This is a genomic window from Pseudomonas sp. MAFF 730105, assembly GCF_055380705.1.
This window is the reverse complement of the sequence record NZ_AP018438.1, coordinates 2,306,610-2,324,508: the sequence shown is the minus strand read 5'-3', so window position 1 is coordinate 2,324,508 and position 17,899 is coordinate 2,306,610. Positions and strand designations below refer to the sequence as shown.

The 17,899-nt window shown below is 59.0% G+C and carries 12 protein-coding genes and 3 tRNA genes; 4 read left to right on the top strand and 11 right to left on the bottom strand.

Annotated elements, in window-relative coordinates; translation table 11 throughout:
• Nucleotides 1–26: 26 nt before the first annotated feature.
• On the bottom strand, nucleotides 27–2,066 hold the full coding sequence (locus tag PCOSP_RS10455; protein WP_175385298.1) for an oxidoreductase: 2,040 nt from the start codon (nucleotides 2,064–2,066) through the stop codon (nucleotides 27–29).
• A 253-nt stretch (nucleotides 2,067–2,319) separates the two neighbouring features.
• Here PCOSP_RS10455 and PCOSP_RS10450 point away from each other — a divergent pair, with 253 nt between their 5' ends.
• From PCOSP_RS10450 to PCOSP_RS10440, 3 genes are all read left to right on the top strand, one after another.
• Nucleotides 2,320–3,537, top strand: coding sequence for a DUF3422 domain-containing protein (locus tag PCOSP_RS10450; RefSeq protein ID WP_464711075.1), 1,218 nt, complete (start codon nucleotides 2,320–2,322; stop codon nucleotides 3,535–3,537).
• A 194-nt stretch (nucleotides 3,538–3,731) separates the two neighbouring features.
• A complete protein-coding gene (locus PCOSP_RS10445; protein ID WP_139641713.1) occupies nucleotides 3,732–4,862 on the top strand; it encodes a carbon-nitrogen hydrolase family protein in 1,131 nt (376 codons plus the stop codon).
• An 11-nt stretch (nucleotides 4,863–4,873) separates the two neighbouring features.
• Nucleotides 4,874–5,902, top strand: a complete 1,029-nt coding sequence (locus PCOSP_RS10440) for an AraC family transcriptional regulator (RefSeq protein WP_217505288.1) — start codon at nucleotides 4,874–4,876, stop codon at nucleotides 5,900–5,902.
• Between the two features lie 291 nt (nucleotides 5,903–6,193).
• On the opposite strand, the gene PCOSP_RS10435 is transcribed toward PCOSP_RS10440, so the two are convergent.
• The 10 genes from PCOSP_RS10435 to PCOSP_RS10390 all read right to left on the bottom strand — a co-directional run bounded on the left by PCOSP_RS10435 (nucleotide 6,194) and on the right by PCOSP_RS10390 (nucleotide 16,579).
• Nucleotides 6,194–7,027 carry a DUF2242 domain-containing protein gene (locus PCOSP_RS10435; RefSeq protein ID WP_175385296.1) on the bottom strand — a complete coding sequence of 278 codons (834 nt, stop codon included), beginning with the start codon at nucleotides 7,025–7,027 and terminating at the stop codon, nucleotides 6,194–6,196.
• 225 nt (nucleotides 7,028–7,252) lie between these two features.
• The gene (locus PCOSP_RS10430; RefSeq protein ID WP_175385295.1) at nucleotides 7,253–9,124 is read right to left on the bottom strand and encodes a SurA N-terminal domain-containing protein; all 1,872 of its coding nucleotides are present in this window, start codon (nucleotides 9,122–9,124) and stop codon (nucleotides 7,253–7,255) included.
• Between the two features lie 222 nt (nucleotides 9,125–9,346).
• Entirely contained in the window at nucleotides 9,347–9,619 is a 273-nt protein-coding gene (locus tag PCOSP_RS10425; RefSeq protein WP_047703756.1) for an HU family DNA-binding protein, read from the bottom strand.
• Nucleotides 9,620–9,767: 148 nt separating this feature from the next.
• Nucleotides 9,768–12,164, bottom strand: a complete 2,397-nt coding sequence (gene lon, locus PCOSP_RS10420; protein WP_139641705.1) for an endopeptidase La — start codon at nucleotides 12,162–12,164, stop codon at nucleotides 9,768–9,770.
• Between the two features lie 220 nt (nucleotides 12,165–12,384).
• A complete protein-coding gene (gene clpX / locus PCOSP_RS10415; RefSeq protein WP_024778305.1) occupies nucleotides 12,385–13,668 on the bottom strand; it encodes an ATP-dependent Clp protease ATP-binding subunit ClpX in 1,284 nt (427 codons plus the stop codon).
• 107 nt (nucleotides 13,669–13,775) lie between these two features.
• Nucleotides 13,776–14,417, bottom strand: coding sequence for an ATP-dependent Clp endopeptidase proteolytic subunit ClpP (clpP, locus tag PCOSP_RS10410; RefSeq protein WP_003183177.1), 642 nt, complete (start codon nucleotides 14,415–14,417; stop codon nucleotides 13,776–13,778).
• Nucleotides 14,418–14,509: 92 nt separating this feature from the next.
• Nucleotides 14,510–15,820, bottom strand: a complete 1,311-nt coding sequence (gene tig / locus PCOSP_RS10405; RefSeq protein WP_175361248.1) for a trigger factor — start codon at nucleotides 15,818–15,820, stop codon at nucleotides 14,510–14,512.
• Nucleotides 15,821–16,243: 423 nt separating this feature from the next.
• Nucleotides 16,244–16,328: transfer RNA gene (locus tag PCOSP_RS10400), tRNA-Leu, on the bottom strand.
• A 58-nt stretch (nucleotides 16,329–16,386) separates the two neighbouring features.
• Nucleotides 16,387–16,462 (bottom strand) — tRNA-His (locus PCOSP_RS10395).
• 40 nt (nucleotides 16,463–16,502) lie between these two features.
• A tRNA-Arg gene (locus PCOSP_RS10390) sits at nucleotides 16,503–16,579 on the bottom strand.
• A 281-nt stretch (nucleotides 16,580–16,860) separates the two neighbouring features.
• Here PCOSP_RS10390 and folD point away from each other — a divergent pair.
• Nucleotides 16,861–17,715 (top strand): bifunctional methylenetetrahydrofolate dehydrogenase/methenyltetrahydrofolate cyclohydrolase FolD, encoded by an 855-nt coding sequence (gene folD / locus PCOSP_RS10385; protein WP_139641702.1) that lies wholly within the window; start codon nucleotides 16,861–16,863, stop codon nucleotides 17,713–17,715.
• The last annotated feature ends 184 nt before the right edge of the window (nucleotides 17,716–17,899 follow it).

Genomic DNA, 17,899 nt, shown 5'->3' with positions numbered 1-17,899 from the left:
CGCTCCCACAGGGGATCTGCGCCCCCTTACAACTGCGCCGCCAACCGCGAACCCTGGTTGATGGCCCGCTTGGCGTCCAGCTCCGCCGCTACGTCGGCTCCGCCGATGAGGTGGACGCTCTGCCCTGCCGCTTCCAGACCTTCCTGCAGTTCACGCAGCGGATCCTGGCCGGCGCAGATCACGACGTTGTCCACGGCCAGCACCTGCGGCTCGCCGCTGTCGCCGATACGGATGTGCAGACCTTCGTCGTCGATCTTCAGGTACTCGACACCGTTGAGCATCTGCACCTGCTTGTTCTTCAGCCCGGTGCGGTGAATCCAGCCGGTGGTCTTGCCCAGGCCGTCGCCGACCTTGGAGGTCTTGCGCTGCAACAGGAACACCTGCCGCGCCGGCGCATGGGGCTCGGCCTTGATCCCGGCCACACCGCCGCGTGCCTGGAGCCGGGTGTCGATTCCCCATTCCTTCCAGAACGCCTCGCGGTCCTGGCTGGTGGCGACGCCCTGGTGCACCAGGAACTCCGACACATCAAAACCGATTCCCCCGGCCCCGACCACCGCCACGCTGCGGCCCACCGGCTTGCGCTGCAGCAGCACGTCCAGGTAGCTGAGCACCTTGGCATGTTCCACACCGGGAATTGCCGGCAGCCGCGGCGCGATCCCCGTGGCAAGGATGATCTCGTCGTAACCGCCCGCCACCAATTGTTCCACATCCACGCGGGTGTTCAGGCACAGCTCGACATGGGTGGTCTGCAGTTTGCGATTGAAGTAACGCAGGGTCTCGAAGAACTCTTCCTTGCCCGGCACGCGCTTGGCAACGTTGAACTGCCCGCCGATCTCGCTGGCCGAATCGAACAGCGTCACCTGATGACCGCGCTCGGCCGCCACGGTAGCCGCGGACAAACCCGCCGGCCCGGCACCGACTACGGCAATTTTCTTCACCTGGGTGACCGGCAGATAGTTGAGCTCGGTTTCATGGCAGGCCCGCGGGTTCACCAGGCAACTGGTGAGTTTGCCGCCGAAGGTGTGGTCGAGGCACGCCTGGTTGCAGCCGATGCAGGTATTGATTTCATCCGCCCGGCCAGCGGCAGCCTTGTTGACGAAATCCGGATCCGCCAGGAACGGCCGTGCCATGGAGACCATGTCGGCATCACCTTCAGCGAGGATCTGCTCGGCCACTTCCGGCGTATTGATGCGGTTGGTGGTGATCAGCGGAATACTCACCGAACCGCGCAGCTTGGCCGTGACCTTGCTGAATGCCGCCCGGGGAACCTTGGTGGCGATGGTGGGAATGCGTGCCTCATGCCAGCCGATACCGGTGTTGATAATCGTCGCGCCAGCCTGTTCGACGGCCTTGGCCAACTGGACGATTTCCTCCCAGGTGCTGCCGCCTTCCACCAGGTCGAGCATCGACAGGCGAAAAATGATGATGAAGTTCGGCCCTACCGCCTCGCGTACCCGACGTACGATTTCCACCGGCAGGCGCATGCGGTTTTCGTAGCTGCCGCCCCAGCGGTCGGTCCGGTGGTTGGTGTGGGCCGCCAGGAACTGGTTAATGAAATAACCTTCCGAGCCCATGATCTCCACGCCATCGTATTCAGCCTGTTGGGCCAGCATCGAGCAGGTGACGAAGTCGCTGATCTGTTTCTCGATCCCTTCCTCGTCCAGTTCCTTGGGCTTGAACGGATTGATCGGCGCCTGGATCGCGCTCGGCGCCACTTGCTTCGGGCTGTAGGCGTAGCGTCCGGCGTGGAGAATCTGCATGCAGATCTTGCCACCGGCCTCGTGAACGGCCTGGGTGACGATCCGGTGCTTGAGCGCTTCTTCCTCGGTGGTCAGCTTGGCGGCGCCGGAGTACACGCCGCCCTCGTCGTTCGGCGCGATCCCGCCGGTCACCATCAGGCCCACGCCACCACGGGCACGTTCGGCAAAATACGCCGCCATGCGCTCGAAACCACCGGGTTTTTCCTCAAGACCCGTGTGCATCGACCCCATCAGGGCACGGTTGCGCAACGTGGTAAAACCCAGGTCCAACGGGGCCAGCAGATGCGGGTAATGAAGGGCGGTCATTGGGTAACTCCACAACGGGCGATCACGGAAAATGCGGAAGCTCTGCGGCCTCCCTCAGTCATGCCCCACAGCCTAAAAGCCGGGACCACCGCGCTCAATGACCGAAACTGACAACTTATTGATCTAAATGTGCAGCGATCCAGTACCAATGGAGGAGCAAACCCTGGTGACTCCCGGTGGGATGGGCCAGTCCTATGCTCAGTGGCCCACGCGGCTGAACAGAAAAACAATTCAAACCACACAGGCCGCTAGCATGCATCCCCAGCGAAAGATCCTGCACAACGAACTGCACGCTCGTCCGTCGCTGTACTTCGACGAACCGGCCCATGTCTTCCATCTGGCGTTCCTGGGCGATAACGCCCAATGCACGGCCCTGCTCGAGCGGCTATGTCCCGACAGCGTGGTGGATCAAGCCGCCCAGGGCATCACTCGGATCGACGGCCACCCGCTCAAGTGGGAACGTCATGCCGAGTTCTTCACCCTGACCCTGGTGGTGCCCGCCGCCAGTCACGAATTGCAGTGGACCACGCTGCCAGAATGCCTGGCGCAAGGTATCGAAGGTCACGCTCCACAGATCATCAATTCGGTCCAGGTGGTGGTGCGTTCGGAAGACGGCCTCGACCTGTCCGGCTACGGTTTCAAGGATCCCTGCGGCTCGAGCGTGGGGGGTGGCGACGCCGTGGTCTGGAGCGATTTTCGCCTCACCGAGGACGGCACCAACCGCTTCCTGTTTATCAATCGGCGACTCAACGCCTATCGACAGGGACGCATGATCCGGCGCCTGCTCGAAATCGAAACCTATCGCATGATGGCTTCCTTGTCCCTCAGCATCGCCAAGACGCTGGACCCGCAGTTGAACGAGTTCGACCGCAGCCTGGTGACACTCTCCGAACGCAACGCCAACGCCAGCGGCGTGCATGCCAAAGCCTTGCTGGAGGACATCGCGCAACTGTCTCGCCAGATCGTCGGCAGTTCGGTGAAAAATCGCCACCGTTTCAGCGCGACCCGGGCCTACGCCCAACTGGTGTTCGAGCGCCTGGGTGAGTTGCGTGAGAGCCATCTGGGCGACTGCCAGAGACTGGGCGTGTTTATCGAACGACGTTTCAAGCCGACGGTGCGCTACTGCGCGGCGACCGAGCAACGCCTGGAACAACTGGCCATGAGCGTTGCCAACCTGGGTGACCTGCTCCAGGCTCGGGTACAAGTGGAAATGGAAGACCAGAACGCGGAGATTCTGCGCAGCCTCAATGCACGGGCCGATGCACAGGTGAAGATCCAGCGTGCGGTGGAAGGGTTGTCGATCATTGCCATCACCTACTACCTGATCAACCTGTTCAAACTGGTCTATAGCGGGTTGCATACGCTGGGTGCGGATCTGTCGGCGCGCGAAGCATTGCTCGGCATGGCACCACCGGTGCTGTTGATCATGTTGGTGATCATGCTGCGGATCAGAAAGGCCAAGAATCACTGAATGTGAAAGCCTGACCATTGCCCAATGTGGGAGCGAGCCTGCTCGCGATAGCGCCGGACCAGCGAGCTCAATGCAGGCTGACACACCGCCATCGCGAGCAGGCTCGCTCCCACACAGGGACATCTCTTTTGCTAATTTCAGGTTTTACCGTACCCTGCCCCGTAAGAACTGCACACGGCCGCTGACTGCTCTCCATGCGTAAACTTCTGTACCTGCTGTTTTCACTGGCCCTGATTGCCGCCCTGATGAGCTATGCACTGTGGACGGCGGATCGCCCGACAGGGCACTACCTCTCGGACCTGCGCATCGACCTGGCGGTCGACCAGGGTGTTCCCGCCGATCGAGGCAACTTGCTGGGCATCCAGCCCGAGCTGTTCCCCACCGACTACCAGAACCCCGGGCATTTGCGCCGCAAACTGGCGGCCTACCTGCAAACCGCTCGCGACCTGGGGTTGCTCAGCGACAAAACCGTCGTGGTCCTGCCCGAACACATCGGCACCTGGTTGATGATCAGCGGAGAAAAAGACGAGCTGTATCAGGCTGGCACCTTGAAGGAAGCCATGAACTGGCTGGCAATCAGCAACCCGCTGGCGTTCATCCGGGGATTGTTCGGTGCCCAAGGCGACAACCGCCTGGACGATGCGTACCTGCGGATGAAAGCCGACACCATGGCCCGCGACTACCAGGCCATGTTTGGCGGGCTGGCCCGGGAGTTCGGCGTAACCCTGGTGGCCGGCTCCATCGTATTGCCCGACCCCAGCGTCAGCGAAGGTGAACTGAAGATCGGCCGCGGCGCGCTGTACAACAGCAGCCTGGTGTTTGGCAGCGACGGTCGACCGCTCGGGCAGCCCCAGCGTCAACAGCATCCGGTGTTCGAACAACGGGATGTGCTGGAGGCCGACCGCCAGGACGCCCTCCGCGTCGTCGATACCCCCGCCGGGCGCCTGGGCGTGCTGATCGGCAGCGACAGTTGGTATCCGCGTTACTACCGACAGCTCAACGATCAGGGCGCACAACTGATCGCGGTCCCCGCCTTCATCAGCGGGCGCGACACCTGGAACAAACCCTGGAACGGCTATAAAGGTCTGTCCACACCGAGCGAGGTGAGCCTCAAGCCCGGTGAAATGAGCGAAGGCCAGGCCTGGCACCGCCTGACGCTGACCAGTCAACTGCCCATCAGCCAGGCCAAGGGCGGTGTCAGCGTGTTTCTACGCGGCCAGTTCTGGGACAACGGCAGCGCCGGCCAGAGTTTCATCAGCCACAACGGCCAGCATTTCCCCGACGGCGAAGCCCGTGGCGCCCGCCTGCTGAACCTGTGGTTGTGAGCATGAAGCCGATGCGCCTGGGCGACTTGTCCGTGGGCTTCGTCCATAGCCTGGCCGATGCGGTAGCCAGCCATGGCCAGGATCCCCAGCCCCTGCTCGAACAGTACGGTCTCGACACCGCACGCCTGGCCGAGCCCGGGGCCCGATTATCGATTCCACGCTATATGCGCCTCGGTTACGCTGCGATCCAGCTGACCCAGGATGCTGCCTTGGGCCTGCGCATGGGTCAGCTCAGCCGCTTGAGCCAGGCCGGCCTCGCTGGCGTCACCGCGGCCCAGGCTCCGACGGTACGCGAAGCGGCACGTTGCTTGATCCGCTTCGAGCCGTTGTATGGCTCCAACTATCGTGGCCAATCGAGTTTTCACGAGGACGCCCGGGGCGCCTGGCTGCGGTTCTATTCCATCAGCCCCTATAACGCCTATAACCGTTTCGTCGTGGATTCGATCGTTGCTGGCTGGCTCCAGCAGTTGTCCAGCGTAGGCGGCACCCCGTTACGGGCCGAGCGCATCGAGATCGAATTCGAGGCACCGGCTTACCTGGAAGCCTACCGTACGCTCGGCGATTGCCCGATCCTGTTCGGTGCCGACCAGAACCAGCTGCGCCTGGGCCTGGATGACCTTGCCCGACGCAACCCGCAGCATTGCCCGAGCACTTGGCGGCACTTGGTTCAACTGTGTGAACGGGAACTGGAACAACTCACCCGCACCCGCAGCCTGCGCGAACGCATCACTCAACTGCTTGGGCCGTTGCTCAACGGTGGCCGGGAACCCGATCTGGAAGAAGTGGCGGCGCGCCTGAAGCTGCCGACCTGGACACTGCGCCGGAAACTGGCAGAGGAAGGCACGCAATTTCGCGCGATCCTCAATGATACGCGCCGCGACCTGGCCATGACCTATATTCGAGACACCGAACTGGCGTTCGGAGAAATCGCCTACTTGCTGGGCTTCGCTTCAGCCGAGGCATTCCAGCGCGCTTTCAAACGCTGGAATGGCCAGACACCGGGAGAGTTTCGTCGCAGCCAAAAGGCCAATAGAGCTTAAAGGGCTCGGCTTGACGCTATAACCTGCAGCGGGTGTTACAACTCCGTCGCATCCTCGGCGGGCTCCAACGGATCCAGCTCGTAGGCCTGATATTCCAGCAGCTCTTCCTGATAATCATCCATTTTGAATCCTTCCCATATCGTTGAACCGACGCCTGATGGCCTTGGTGTCAGAATAAAGCTGCTTTATGAACAAAACATGAAGCAAAGGCTTCATGTTTTAAACGTAGCACAACGATGGGAAATCAACCTATGGAGGTGTGACAAGGCATGACATCCTTGCCACGGATTCTCAGGATGAAGGCAGCGGCTGGATTGCCTCGGTCGGCGGGGGCAAATCACTGGGCGGCGGTGGCTTGATCTCTTCCAGCGTCGATTCCGGGCCTACGTATGGCGCGGGCTCGCTGGGTGCAATCGGCGCAGGCTCCGCGGGCGGTACGACGGGCTCCGATGCTGCCGGCGCCGCTTCGGCGGGGGCTGGGGCAGCTACCGGCGCAGCTGGCGTCGGAGCGGGTGTCAACGCAGCCGGTTCGGCCTTGGGTTCCGGAACGCCCAGCTCAGTGTTGGGCTTCTCGGCAGCCGGTGCGCCCTTCTTCACTTCGGCAGGCAGGAACATCTCCACCAGGGTAAAGAAACGCTCGTAGAACTTGGTCGCCGATACGGTTTCGCTGGCCACCTTGACCATCGAATCATCCGACGAGCCGATCGGCATCGACACCGAACCCAACACACCCACGCCCAAGCTGGCGGAGTTGTTGACTTTCTTCAGCGCATACTGGTCCTGCAACGCGTTGGCAAACATGGTCGCACGATGTCCGGCACCACCGTCTTCGGCACAGACCAGGTTGAAGCTGATCTCCATGTGGGTATCGCCGGTCTGCTGAAAACTCTTGTGACCGCTGACCAGTTTCGGGTCGCTGCTGGTAATGATGTAGCCCTGGCTGAGCAAGGCCCGGCGCCCGGCTTCGCAGGTCACCGTGTCGCTCACCGGATAAGTGCGGGAGAACGTACCGGAATCATCGAAGTTTTCATGCTCATAAATAGCGGCTTTCTTCGACGAGCAACCGGCTGCGGCGACCAGCATCAGTGCCAGTCCGACGGTGCGCATGTGAAATGATCTGAACATTGAACATCCTGAGGAAAACGGTCCGGGGGCGTATTGTGCAACAGAACGCCCACCGGCAGCGTGGGTATTCGTGTCTCAAAGGGGTTACAAGTCTACTGGGGGTTGTTTGCGGGAAAAAGACGTAAATCCAGTGGGCCGATGAACATCCTGTCATTTAGCAACAAGCAGACACAAAAAGACCCCGGTTTTTCGGCCGGGGTCTTTTTTTGGCAAGCCATCAGGACATCAGAAACGCTTGATGTCCGCCTCGCTTTCCAGCTGCTTGCGATAAGCCGCAAAGTCCTGCTGGCCAACACGGGACGCGAGATAGCGGCGATATTCGGCCTTCTCCGCGTCGGTCGGTGCCGCGGCTTCATTCACGCCACGCAGTTGCACCAGCATCAGGTTGCCGTCGGGCAAGGTCACGCTGGTAAACGTCGGCTTGTCCTTGGACTCGGGTTTTGGCATGCGGAACAATGCCTGCAGCACCGTAGGCTCGATACCTTCCTGGTTGCGAGTCGCCGCCTCGACGACCTTCCAGCTTTGACCGTCGACAGCCTTGGCCAGCGGCGTCTTACCTTCGCGCAGGCTGGCGATCAGCTCGTCGGCCCGGGTCTTGGCGGCCTCGATGGCGTGCTCCTTGGCCAACTGGGTACGGATGGCCGCAGCCACGCTTTCCAGCGGCAGTTGCTCGGGCTTGCGATGTTCCTTGGCACGCAGCACCACCACGGTTTCCGGATCCAGCTCGATGGCGGTGCTGTTGGCACCTTCATCCAGCACTTCCGGGCTGAACGCGGCCGCGACGACAGCGCGATTCGCCGCGATCCCATCCCCACCTTCGCGACCGAACGGCGCCGACGTGTGAACGGTGAGTTTCAGGTCCTGGGCCGGCTGCGCCAGATCGGAAGCTTCGAACGAAGCATCTTCCAGCTGCTTGGTCGCCTCGACGAAACGCTGCTCCACCTGCTGGGCTTTCAGCTCGCGGGTCAACTTGTCCTTGAGGCTGGCGAAGGTTGGCACTTCAGGCGCTTCGACACCCAGCAGCTTGATCAGGTGCAAACCGAAATCGGTGCGCACCGGTGCCGAAACCTGATCCTTGCTCAGCGAATACAGCGCCTTTTCGAACGCAGGATCGTAGACACCTGGACCGGCATAACCAAGGTCACCGCCATTGTTGGCCGACCCCGGATCCTGGGAGAACTCCTTCGCCAGGGCTTCAAACGACTCGCCCTTGGCCAGGCGAGCCTGGATTTCCTCGATCTTCGCCTTGGCCTGGGCTTCGGTGACCTTGTCGTTCACTTCGATCAGGATGTGGGCGGCCCGACGCTGTTCGGACAGGTTGGCGATTTCTTTCTGATACGCCGCTTGCAGGTCCTCATCCTTGACGCTGACCTGATCGAAGAAAGCGGCTTTCTTCAGCTCCAGGTAATCGATCACCACCTGATCGGGGGTCATGAATTCCTTGGCGTGCTTGTCGTAATAGGCCTTGACCTCGTCATCGGTCAGCTTCACTGCCGAAGGATCAGCCTTGAGGGTCAGGGTGGCGAAATCGCGGGTCTGTTTTTCCAGACGGGCAAACGCCAGCACCTGGGCATCGGTCACGAAACCGCTTCCGGCCAAGCCGGCGCGCAGTTGGCCGATCAGCATTTCCTGGGCCAGCATCTGGCGGAATTGCAGGCGGCTGTAACCCAGTTGGCGAATCACCTGGTCGAAACGTTCCGGGCTGAACTTGCCCTCCACCTGGAACTCAGGCGTCTGCAGGATCACCTGGTCCAGCGCGGCTTCGGAAAAAGCGAACTTCGCATCGTGGGCGCCTTGCAGCAGCAACTTGCGATCGATCAGGCCCTTGAGCGCTGAATCGCGAAGCATCTTTTCATCCAGCAGGGAGGCGTCGAAGTCCTTGCCCAACTGTTGCATGAGCTGGCGGCGTTGCATGTCGACCGCCTGACTCAGCTCGTTCTGGCTGATGTTCTCGCCGTTGACCTTGGCCGCGTCATTGCTGTGGGTGGTGGCTTTGAAAATGGCATCGAAACCGGTCAACGCCATCAATGCGACGATGACCCCGATGATGGTCTTGGCAATCCAGCCTTGTGAATTGTCCCTGATATTCTGCAGCATGCGTCCCCCAGAAACGGTTGAACTTCAAATTAGGCAACCGTGGAGCGTGGGTAGAATCCGGATAGAAGAAAGGCGCATCCGAGGATGCGCCTTCTCGTAACTGGCGGAGCGGACCGGGCTCGAACCCGCGAGCCCTGGTACGACAGATCGGTTGAAACCGATCCCACTACCGCTCCGCTGCCAAGCCAGGCATGACCCCGACCCGGATAAACTCAATGAAACTTAGTTAACGGCGTCTTTCAGTGCTTTACCGGCCTTGAAGCCAGGCTTCTTGGCAGCAGCGATCTGCAGTGCTTGACCGGTCTGTGGGTTGCGACCGGTACGAGCTGGACGATCGGTAACGGCGAAGGTACCGAAACCAACCAGAACAACGGAGTCGCCAGCCTTGAGAGCACCAGTGATGGATTCGATTACAGCGTCCAGCGCGCGGCCAGCAGCAGCTTTCGGGATATCAGCGGATGCAGCGACAGCATCAATCAGTTCCGACTTGTTCACTCTAAGTCCCCTTATATCTATTTGAGATGATTCTAAGTTTTTTTGGTGAAAGCAAAAACGAGTGCTGAATGGCCTACAGACACTTAAGAGCCGCTTTATAACAAGGGCTCTAAAAAACTGTCAAGGAAGCCCCCCAGGCAAATGCGTATTAATGCGTGCTAATTCTTTCCTTAGAGTCAGACTCTCGCTTCTCATCTTTCGCGACAATCTCCGGAGCCACATCCGGCAAGGGCTCCGGCGCGTATTGCAGCGCAATTTGCAGGACTTCGTCAATCCATTTAACCGGTTTGATCTGAAGATCCTGCTTGATATTGTCAGGAATTTCTTTCAGATCGCGCACATTCTCCTCTGGAATGATCACGATCTTGATTCCGCCACGGTGTGCCGCCAGCAGTTTTTCCTTCAACCCGCCAATCGCCAGTACCTGCCCACGCAGGGTGATTTCACCGGTCATGGCAACGTCGGCGCGGACCGGAATGCCGGTCAATGCCGAAACCAGGGCCGTGCACATGCCTACGCCGGCGCTAGGACCGTCTTTAGGCGTCGCCCCCTCAGGCATGTGGATATGCGTGTCGCGCTTCTCATGGAAGTCCAGGGGAATGCCCAGGCTCCGGGCACGGCTGCGAACGACCGTCTGCGCCGCAGTGATCGACTCGACCATCACATCGCCCAGGGAACCGGTCTTGATCAGTTGCCCTTTGCCCGGTACCACGGCGGCTTCGATGGTCAACAACTCGCCACCCACCTGAGTCCACGCCAGGCCGGTCACCTGACCGATCTGATCCTGCTGCTCGGCCAGGCCGTAGCGGAATTTGCGTACGCCCAGGAAGTGCTCCAGCAGGTCGGAAGTGACCTTGACCGCAAAGCGTTTCTCCAGCGCATGTTCCTTGACCGCCTTGCGGCAGACCTTGGCAATCTGACGCTCCAGGCCCCGCACACCAGCTTCGCGGGTGTAGTAACGGATGATGTCGCGAATCGCTTCCTCATCGAATTCCAGTTCGCCTTTTTTCAGACCATTGGCCTGGATCTGCTTCGGCGAAAGGTATTTGACGGCGATGTTGATCTTCTCGTCCTCGGTGTAGCCCGGCAGACGAATCACCTCCATACGGTCCAGCAACGCTGGCGGGATGTTCATGGAGTTGGAGGTACACAGGAACATCACATCCGACAAGTCGTAGTCGACTTCCAGATAATGGTCGTTGAAGTTGTGGTTCTGCTCCGGATCGAGCACTTCGAGCAATGCGGAAGCAGGATCGCCACGCATATCGCTGCCCATCTTGTCGATTTCGTCCAGAAGGAACAGCGGATTGCGCACGCCGACCTTTGTCATCTTTTGAATCAATCTTCCTGGCATCGAACCGATGTAGGTGCGGCGATGACCACGGATTTCCGCTTCGTCGCGCACGCCGCCAAGGGCCATTCGCACGAACTTGCGATTGGTCGCATGGGCAATCGACTCCGCCAGGGAGGTTTTACCGACCCCGGGAGGACCAACCAGGCACAGCACAGGACCACGAATTTTCTTCACGCGCTTTTGTACGGCGAGGTATTCGAGGATGCGTTCCTTGACCTCCTCCAGGCCGTAATGGTCGGCGTCGAGGATGTCTTCGGCACGGGCCAGGTCCAGACGCACCTTGCTCTGGGCTTTCCACGGCACCTGTACCAGCCAGTCGATGTAGGAGCGCACCACGGTGGCTTCAGCGGACATCGGCGACATCTGCTTGAGCTTGTTCAGCTCGGCCTGGGCCTTGGCGAGAGCATCCTTGGGCAAACCAGCGGCATCGATGCGTTTTTTAAGCTCTTCGATTTCATTATGGCCTTCGTCGCCATCGCCCAGCTCTTTCTGAATGGCCTTCATCTGCTCATTCAGGTAGTACTCGCGCTGGCTACGCTCCATTTGTTTCTTGACGCGACCACGAATGCGCTTTTCAACCTGCAGCAGATCGATCTCGCCATCTAGCAATGCCAGCACGTGTTCGACACGGGCGGACAGATCGATGATCTCGAGGATTTCCTGTTTCTGCTCGATCTTGAGCGCCATGTGAGCAGCCATCGTATCGACCAGCCGGCCGGGCTCATCGATGCTGTTCAGCGACGACAGCACCTCAGCGGGCACTTTCTTGCCCAACTGCACGTATTGTTCGAACTGGGACAACAGGCTGCGGACGAACACCTCCGACTCACGCTCGGGTACGTCGGCTTCGTCGATCAATGACACTTCGGCGCGGCAATGGCCGTTCACTTCGCTGAAACGCTCGACCGCCCCGCGCTGCTCGCCTTCGACCAGGACCTTGACGGTGCCGTCGGGCAGCTTGAGCAATTGCAGAACCGTTGCAATGGTACCTACGCGATAAAGCGCGTCTTCACCGGGGTCATCGTCAGCAGGATTTCTCTGAGCCACCAGCAGAATCTGCTTGTCACCCGTCATCGCGGCCTCGAGGGCTTCGATGGACTTCTCGCGCCCCACGAACAGCGGGATAACCATGTGCGGATATACCACGACATCGCGCAATGGCAAGAGAGGCAATTCGATGGTTGTCTTCATGATTTCGCCTCAACGGCGGCCACAAGGCCGGAAACAGATGGAAGTAAGCTTGAAACCAAGATGGGGGCAGCCTTGAAAAAAAACAAGCGCTAAGGCAAATGCCAGACGGTTAAAAGAAATAAAAGTTATACACAACGCTATGTGGCGAGGGGATAAATCCCCTCGCCACATAAAAGCAAAGGGGCCCGAAGGCCCCTCCTTTGTTCCAGCAGCAGGACGCTTAAGCGTCCGGTGCGGCCTTGGCAGCCGGCTCACTGTTTTCGTAGATATACAGTGGCTTGGACTTGCCTTCTATGACACTTTCGTCGATCACGACTTTACTCACCTCGGACTGCGAGGGGATTTCGTACATCGTGTCGAGCAATACGCCTTCGAGAATCGAGCGCAACCCACGGGCACCGGTCTTACGCTCCAGGGCACGCTTGGCCACCGACTTCAGCGCGTCGGAACGGAACTCCAGGTCTACACCTTCCATTTCGAACAGCTTGGCATACTGCTTGGTCAGAGCATTCTTCGGCTCGGTCAGGATCTGCATCAACGCAGCCTCATCCAGCTCGTCAAGCGTCGCCAGAACCGGCAGACGACCGACGAATTCCGGGATCAGACCAAACTTGACCAGATCGTCAGGCTCGACTTCACGCAGGGATTCACCGACCTTCTTACCTTCCTCCTTGCTGCGCACTTCGGCATTGAAACCGATGCCGCCACGAGTGGAACGGTTCTGAATGACCTTTTCCAGGCCGGAAAACGCACCACCGCAGATGAACAGGATGTTACGGGTGTCGACCTGCAGGAACTCCTGCTGCGGATGCTTGCGACCACCCTGGGGCGGAACGGAAGCGACCGTACCTTCGATCAACTTGAGCAAGGCCTGCTGCACGCCCTCACCGGATACGTCCCGGGTGATGGACGGGTTGTCGGACTTGCGGGAAATCTTGTCGATTTCATCGATGTAGACAATGCCCATCTGGGCCTTTTCGACATCGTAGTCGCACTTCTGCAACAACTTCTGAATAATGTTCTCGACATCCTCCCCCACGTAACCCGCCTCGGTAAGGGTGGTTGCGTCGGCGATGGTGAACGGAACGTTCAGCAAACGGGCCAGGGTTTCGGCAAGCAGGGTCTTACCCGAGCCTGTCGGGCCGATCAGCAGGATGTTGCTCTTGCCGAGTTCGACCTCGTCATTCTTTTTGTCACGCTGGTTGAGGCGCTTGTAGTGGTTGTAAACCGCTACGGCCAATACCTTTTTCGCACGCTCCTGACCAATTACATATTGGTCAAGGATGCCGCTGATTTCTTTAGGCGAAGGCAACTTATGCGCGCTGCTTTCGGCCTGGGCTTCCTGCACCTCCTCGCGGATGATGTCATTGCACAGGTCGACGCACTCGTCGCAAATGAAGACCGAGGGGCCGGCAATCAATTTGCGTACTTCATGTTGGCTTTTGCCACAGAAAGAGCAATAAAGCAGTTTGCCGTTGTCCTCGCCGTTGCGGGTGTCAGTCATTCGATCGATCCAAATCCGATAGGCTTGCAACACAAGATGAAGGCAATTGCGGGCTTTTTCAAGCCCGCAGGCGGCCGGTCATCCCAACCACCTGCATTTTGAGTGGCTCAGGCAGGCATTTGACGCTTGTTGATCACGGAGTCGATCAGGCCATATTCGGCTGCACGCTCGGCGCTCATGAAGTTGTCACGCTCGGTGTCTCGCTCAATGGTTTCGAGGCTTTGACCGGTGTGATGAGCCAACAGCGAGTTCAAACGCGAACGAATGTGGAGGATTTCCTTGGCATGGATGTCGATGTCCGACGCCTGGCCCTGGAAACCGCCCAATGGCTGGTGAATCATCATGCGCGAGTTAGGCAGGCAATGACGCTTGCCCGCAGCGCCGCCGGCGAGCAGGAAAGCGCCCATGCTGCAGGCCTGGCCGATGCAGATGGTGGAAACGTCTGGCTTGATGAATTGCATGGTGTCGTAGATCGACATGCCTGCAGTCACCGAACCGCCGGGTGAGTTGATATAAAGATGGATATCCTTGTCCGGGTTTTCCGCTTCAAGGAACAGCAGTTGCGCCGCAACCAGGTTGGCCATGTAGTCTTCAACGGGCCCGATCAGGAAGATGACGCGTTCCTTGAGCAAGCGCGAGTAGATGTCATAGGCACGTTCGCCGCGGGCGGACTGCTCGATAACCATCGGGACCAGGCCGCCTGCGGCCTGGATGTCAGAGCTCTGCTGATAAAAAGAATTGCGGGACATGTCTCGCAGTCACTCCCAAATAGTTATGTCTTGAATACGCATAAGCCAGCGCGAAGGCTGGCTTATGGTGTGTATTTCTTACCGCAGAACAATCAATCGGCTTGTGGAGCTTCCACCGGCTTGACCGCTTCTTCGTAAGAGACCGCTTTATCGGTCACGCTAGCTTTCTGCAGAACAGTATCCACAACTTGTTCTTCGAGCACAACCGAACGGACTTCGTTCAGTTGCTGGTCATTCTTGTAGTACCAGGACACGACTTGCTCAGGCTCCTGATAAGCCGAAGCCATTTCCTGGATCAGCTCGCGAACGCGGGCTTCGTCAGGCTTGAGTTCGTATTGCTTGACCACTTCAGCAACGATCAGGCCCAGTACGACACGACGCTTGGCTTGCTCTTCGAACAGCTCGGCCGGCAGTTGATCAGGCTTGATGTTGCCGCCGAACTGCTGAACAGCCTGCACGCGCAGACGGTTCACTTCGTTGTCCAGCAGCGCCTTCGGCACTTCGATCGGGTTGGAAGCCAGCAGACCGTCCATGACCTGGTTCTTGACCTTGGACTTGATGGCCTGACGCAGCTCACGCTCCATGTTCTTGCGAACTTCGGCGCGGAAACCTTCCAGACCGGTTTCCTTGATACCGAACTGGGCGAAGAACTCTTCGTTCAGCTCAGGCAGCTTCGGCTCGGAAACACTGTTTACGGTCACGGTGAACTCGGCGGCTTTGCCAGCCAGGTCCAGGTTCTGGTAGTCCTCTGGGAAGGTCACGTTCAGAACGCGCTCTTCACCGGCTTTCGCGCCGACCAGGCCATCTTCGAAGCCTGGGATCATGCGACCGGAGCCCAGCACCAGCTGGGTGGCCTTGGCGGAACCGCCAGCGAACACTTCACCGTCAACCTTGCCGACGAAGTCGATGTTCAGTTGATCTTCGTTCTGGGCAGCGCGATCGGCCACTTCGAAACGGGTGTTCTGCTTGCGCAGGATGTCCAGCATCTTGTCCAGATCGGCATCCGACACGTCAGCGCTCAGGCGCTCGACGGCAATGGACTCGAAACCGGCAACGGTGAACTCGGGGAACACTTCGAAAGTGGCGACGAATTCCAGGTCCTTGCCTTTTTCCAGCACTTTAGGCTCGACGGATGGCGCGCCGGCCGGGTTCAGCTTCTGCTCGACCACGGCTTCGTAAAACGAAGACTGGATCACGTCGCCCACGGCTTCCTGGCGCGCATCAGCTTCGTAACGCTGACGGATCACGCTCATTGGCACCTTGCCTGGACGGAAACCTGGGATTTTGGCCTTTTGGGCAGTCTGCTGCAGACGCTTGTTGACCTGAGTCTCGATGCGCTCAGCCGGCACGGTGATGCTCATGCGGCGCTCAAGAGCAGTAGTATTTTCAACAGAAACTTGCATGGATATTCCTCGTTGCACAGACGTTGGCCGGGCGTTTTCCGACCCCAGAATCAAGGGCATGCATTCTAGTAGGTCAAACTCAAGAAGTCACCCTACTGAAAACGGCGGAAAAACAGGCGCCGGCATTAGGAGCGAGGCAAACGGTCATGCCTCGCCCGGATTGCAAATACAACCGACCATTGCGGGGGCTCTGCGCCGACGCTTCTATATATAGAGGCGTGACCTGCACCTCCCCGGCACTCGATCTTCACCAGGAGACCGACGGGCATACCGCGCATCATCGCGAAACACAATCGCAACAACCCATCGCCAAACCTGCCCCAAAACAAGACAGGCAACAAATCATCTGAATGCCGAAAACAAAAACGGCGCAGCCCTCTTCAGGTACTGCGCCGTTCTCTGCTATTCAAATAGCGACTTGTATGGTGCGGACGGAGAGACTCGAACTCTCACACCTTGCGGCGCTGGAACCTAAATCCAGTGTGTCTACCAATTCCACCACATCCGCGTATCAAGCTTTTAAAGCAAAGGCGCCAGATTGTTAGATCTGGCGCCTTTCTAGAATATGGGGTGGACGATGGGGATCGAACCCACGACAACGGGAGTCACAATCCCGTGCTCTACCAACTGAGCTACGCCCACCATATTGCCTTGTTGCGTTACTTGTGCCAAAGCTGCCTAATGGCGCACCCGGCAGGACTCGAACCTGCGACCATCCGCTTAGAAGGCGGATGCTCTATCCAGCTGAGCTACGGGCGCCTTTTTAATCTGTATTCTTTGACGATTACAAACTAAGTGCTTTCAGTTTTGCCGAGTTGAAACATCCAACTCTGCTCCACCTTCTTAACCAGTGCTAGGCTGTGCCCGACAAGTGCGACGAATGTTATAGACGGCCTGATAGGTCGTCAACTCTTTTTTAAAAAAAATTCATTTAATTAAAGGGGTTAGGGGAATTTGCAGACCAAGCGCCTTTGCCCTCACGCCTCGGCATGCGAGAATGCGCTCTCTTTTTTTCCCCTCTCGATGGTTAACCACGCGCAATGACTGCACAACTTATCGACGGCAAATCGATCGCCGCCAGCCTGCGCCAGCAGATCGCCCAACGCGTCACCGAGCGTCGCCAGCAAGGCCTGCGCACGCCCGGTCTTGCGGTGATCCTGGTCGGCAGCGATCCCGCCTCTCAGGTTTATGTCTCGCACAAGCGTAAAGACTGTGAAGAGGTCGGCTTCCTTTCCCAGGCCTACGACCTGCCTTCCGAAACCACCCAGCAAGCGCTGGCCGATCTGATCGATCGCCTGAACGATGACCCTAACATTGACGGCGTTCTGCTCCAGCTGCCCCTGCCTGAACACCTGGACGCCTCCAGATTGTTGGAGCGCATCCGTCCGGACAAAGACGTCGACGGCTTCCACCCTTATAACGTCGGTCGCCTGGCACAGCGCATCCCGTTGCTGCGCCCCTGCACCCCCAAAGGCATCATGACGCTGCTGGAAAGCACTGGCGTGGACCTTTATGGCCTCGATGCCGTCGTCGTGGGTGCATCCAACATCGTTGGCCGGCCGATGGCCATGGAACTGCTGCTGGCCGGCTGCACCGTGACCGTGACCCACCGCTTCACCAAGGACCTGGCCGGCCATGTCGGACGCGCCGACCTGGTGGTCGTGGCCGCCGGCAAACCGGGCCTGGTCAAGGGCGAGTGGATCAAGGAAGGCGCCATCGTCATCGACGTCGGCATCAATCGCCAGGAAGACGGCAAGCTGGTGGGTGACGTGGTCTACGAGACCGCCCTGCCCCGCGCCAGCTGGATCACACCGGTACCTGGCGGCGTGGGCCCGATGACCCGAGCCTGCCTGCTGGAAAACACGCTGTACGCGGCCGAGACGCTGCATAGCTGAGTTTCCCCGGCCAAAGCAAAACCCTGTGGGAGCGAGCCTGCTCGCGAAAGCGGTGTGCCAGTCAGCCATGAAATCGCTGATACGCCGCCTTCGCGAGCAGGCTCGCTCCCACATTGGTTTGCCCCCCTTCATTAAACTTTATTTATTCTCGAGGCCCAGCGGTACAGGCATGTAGCGCCGTTGT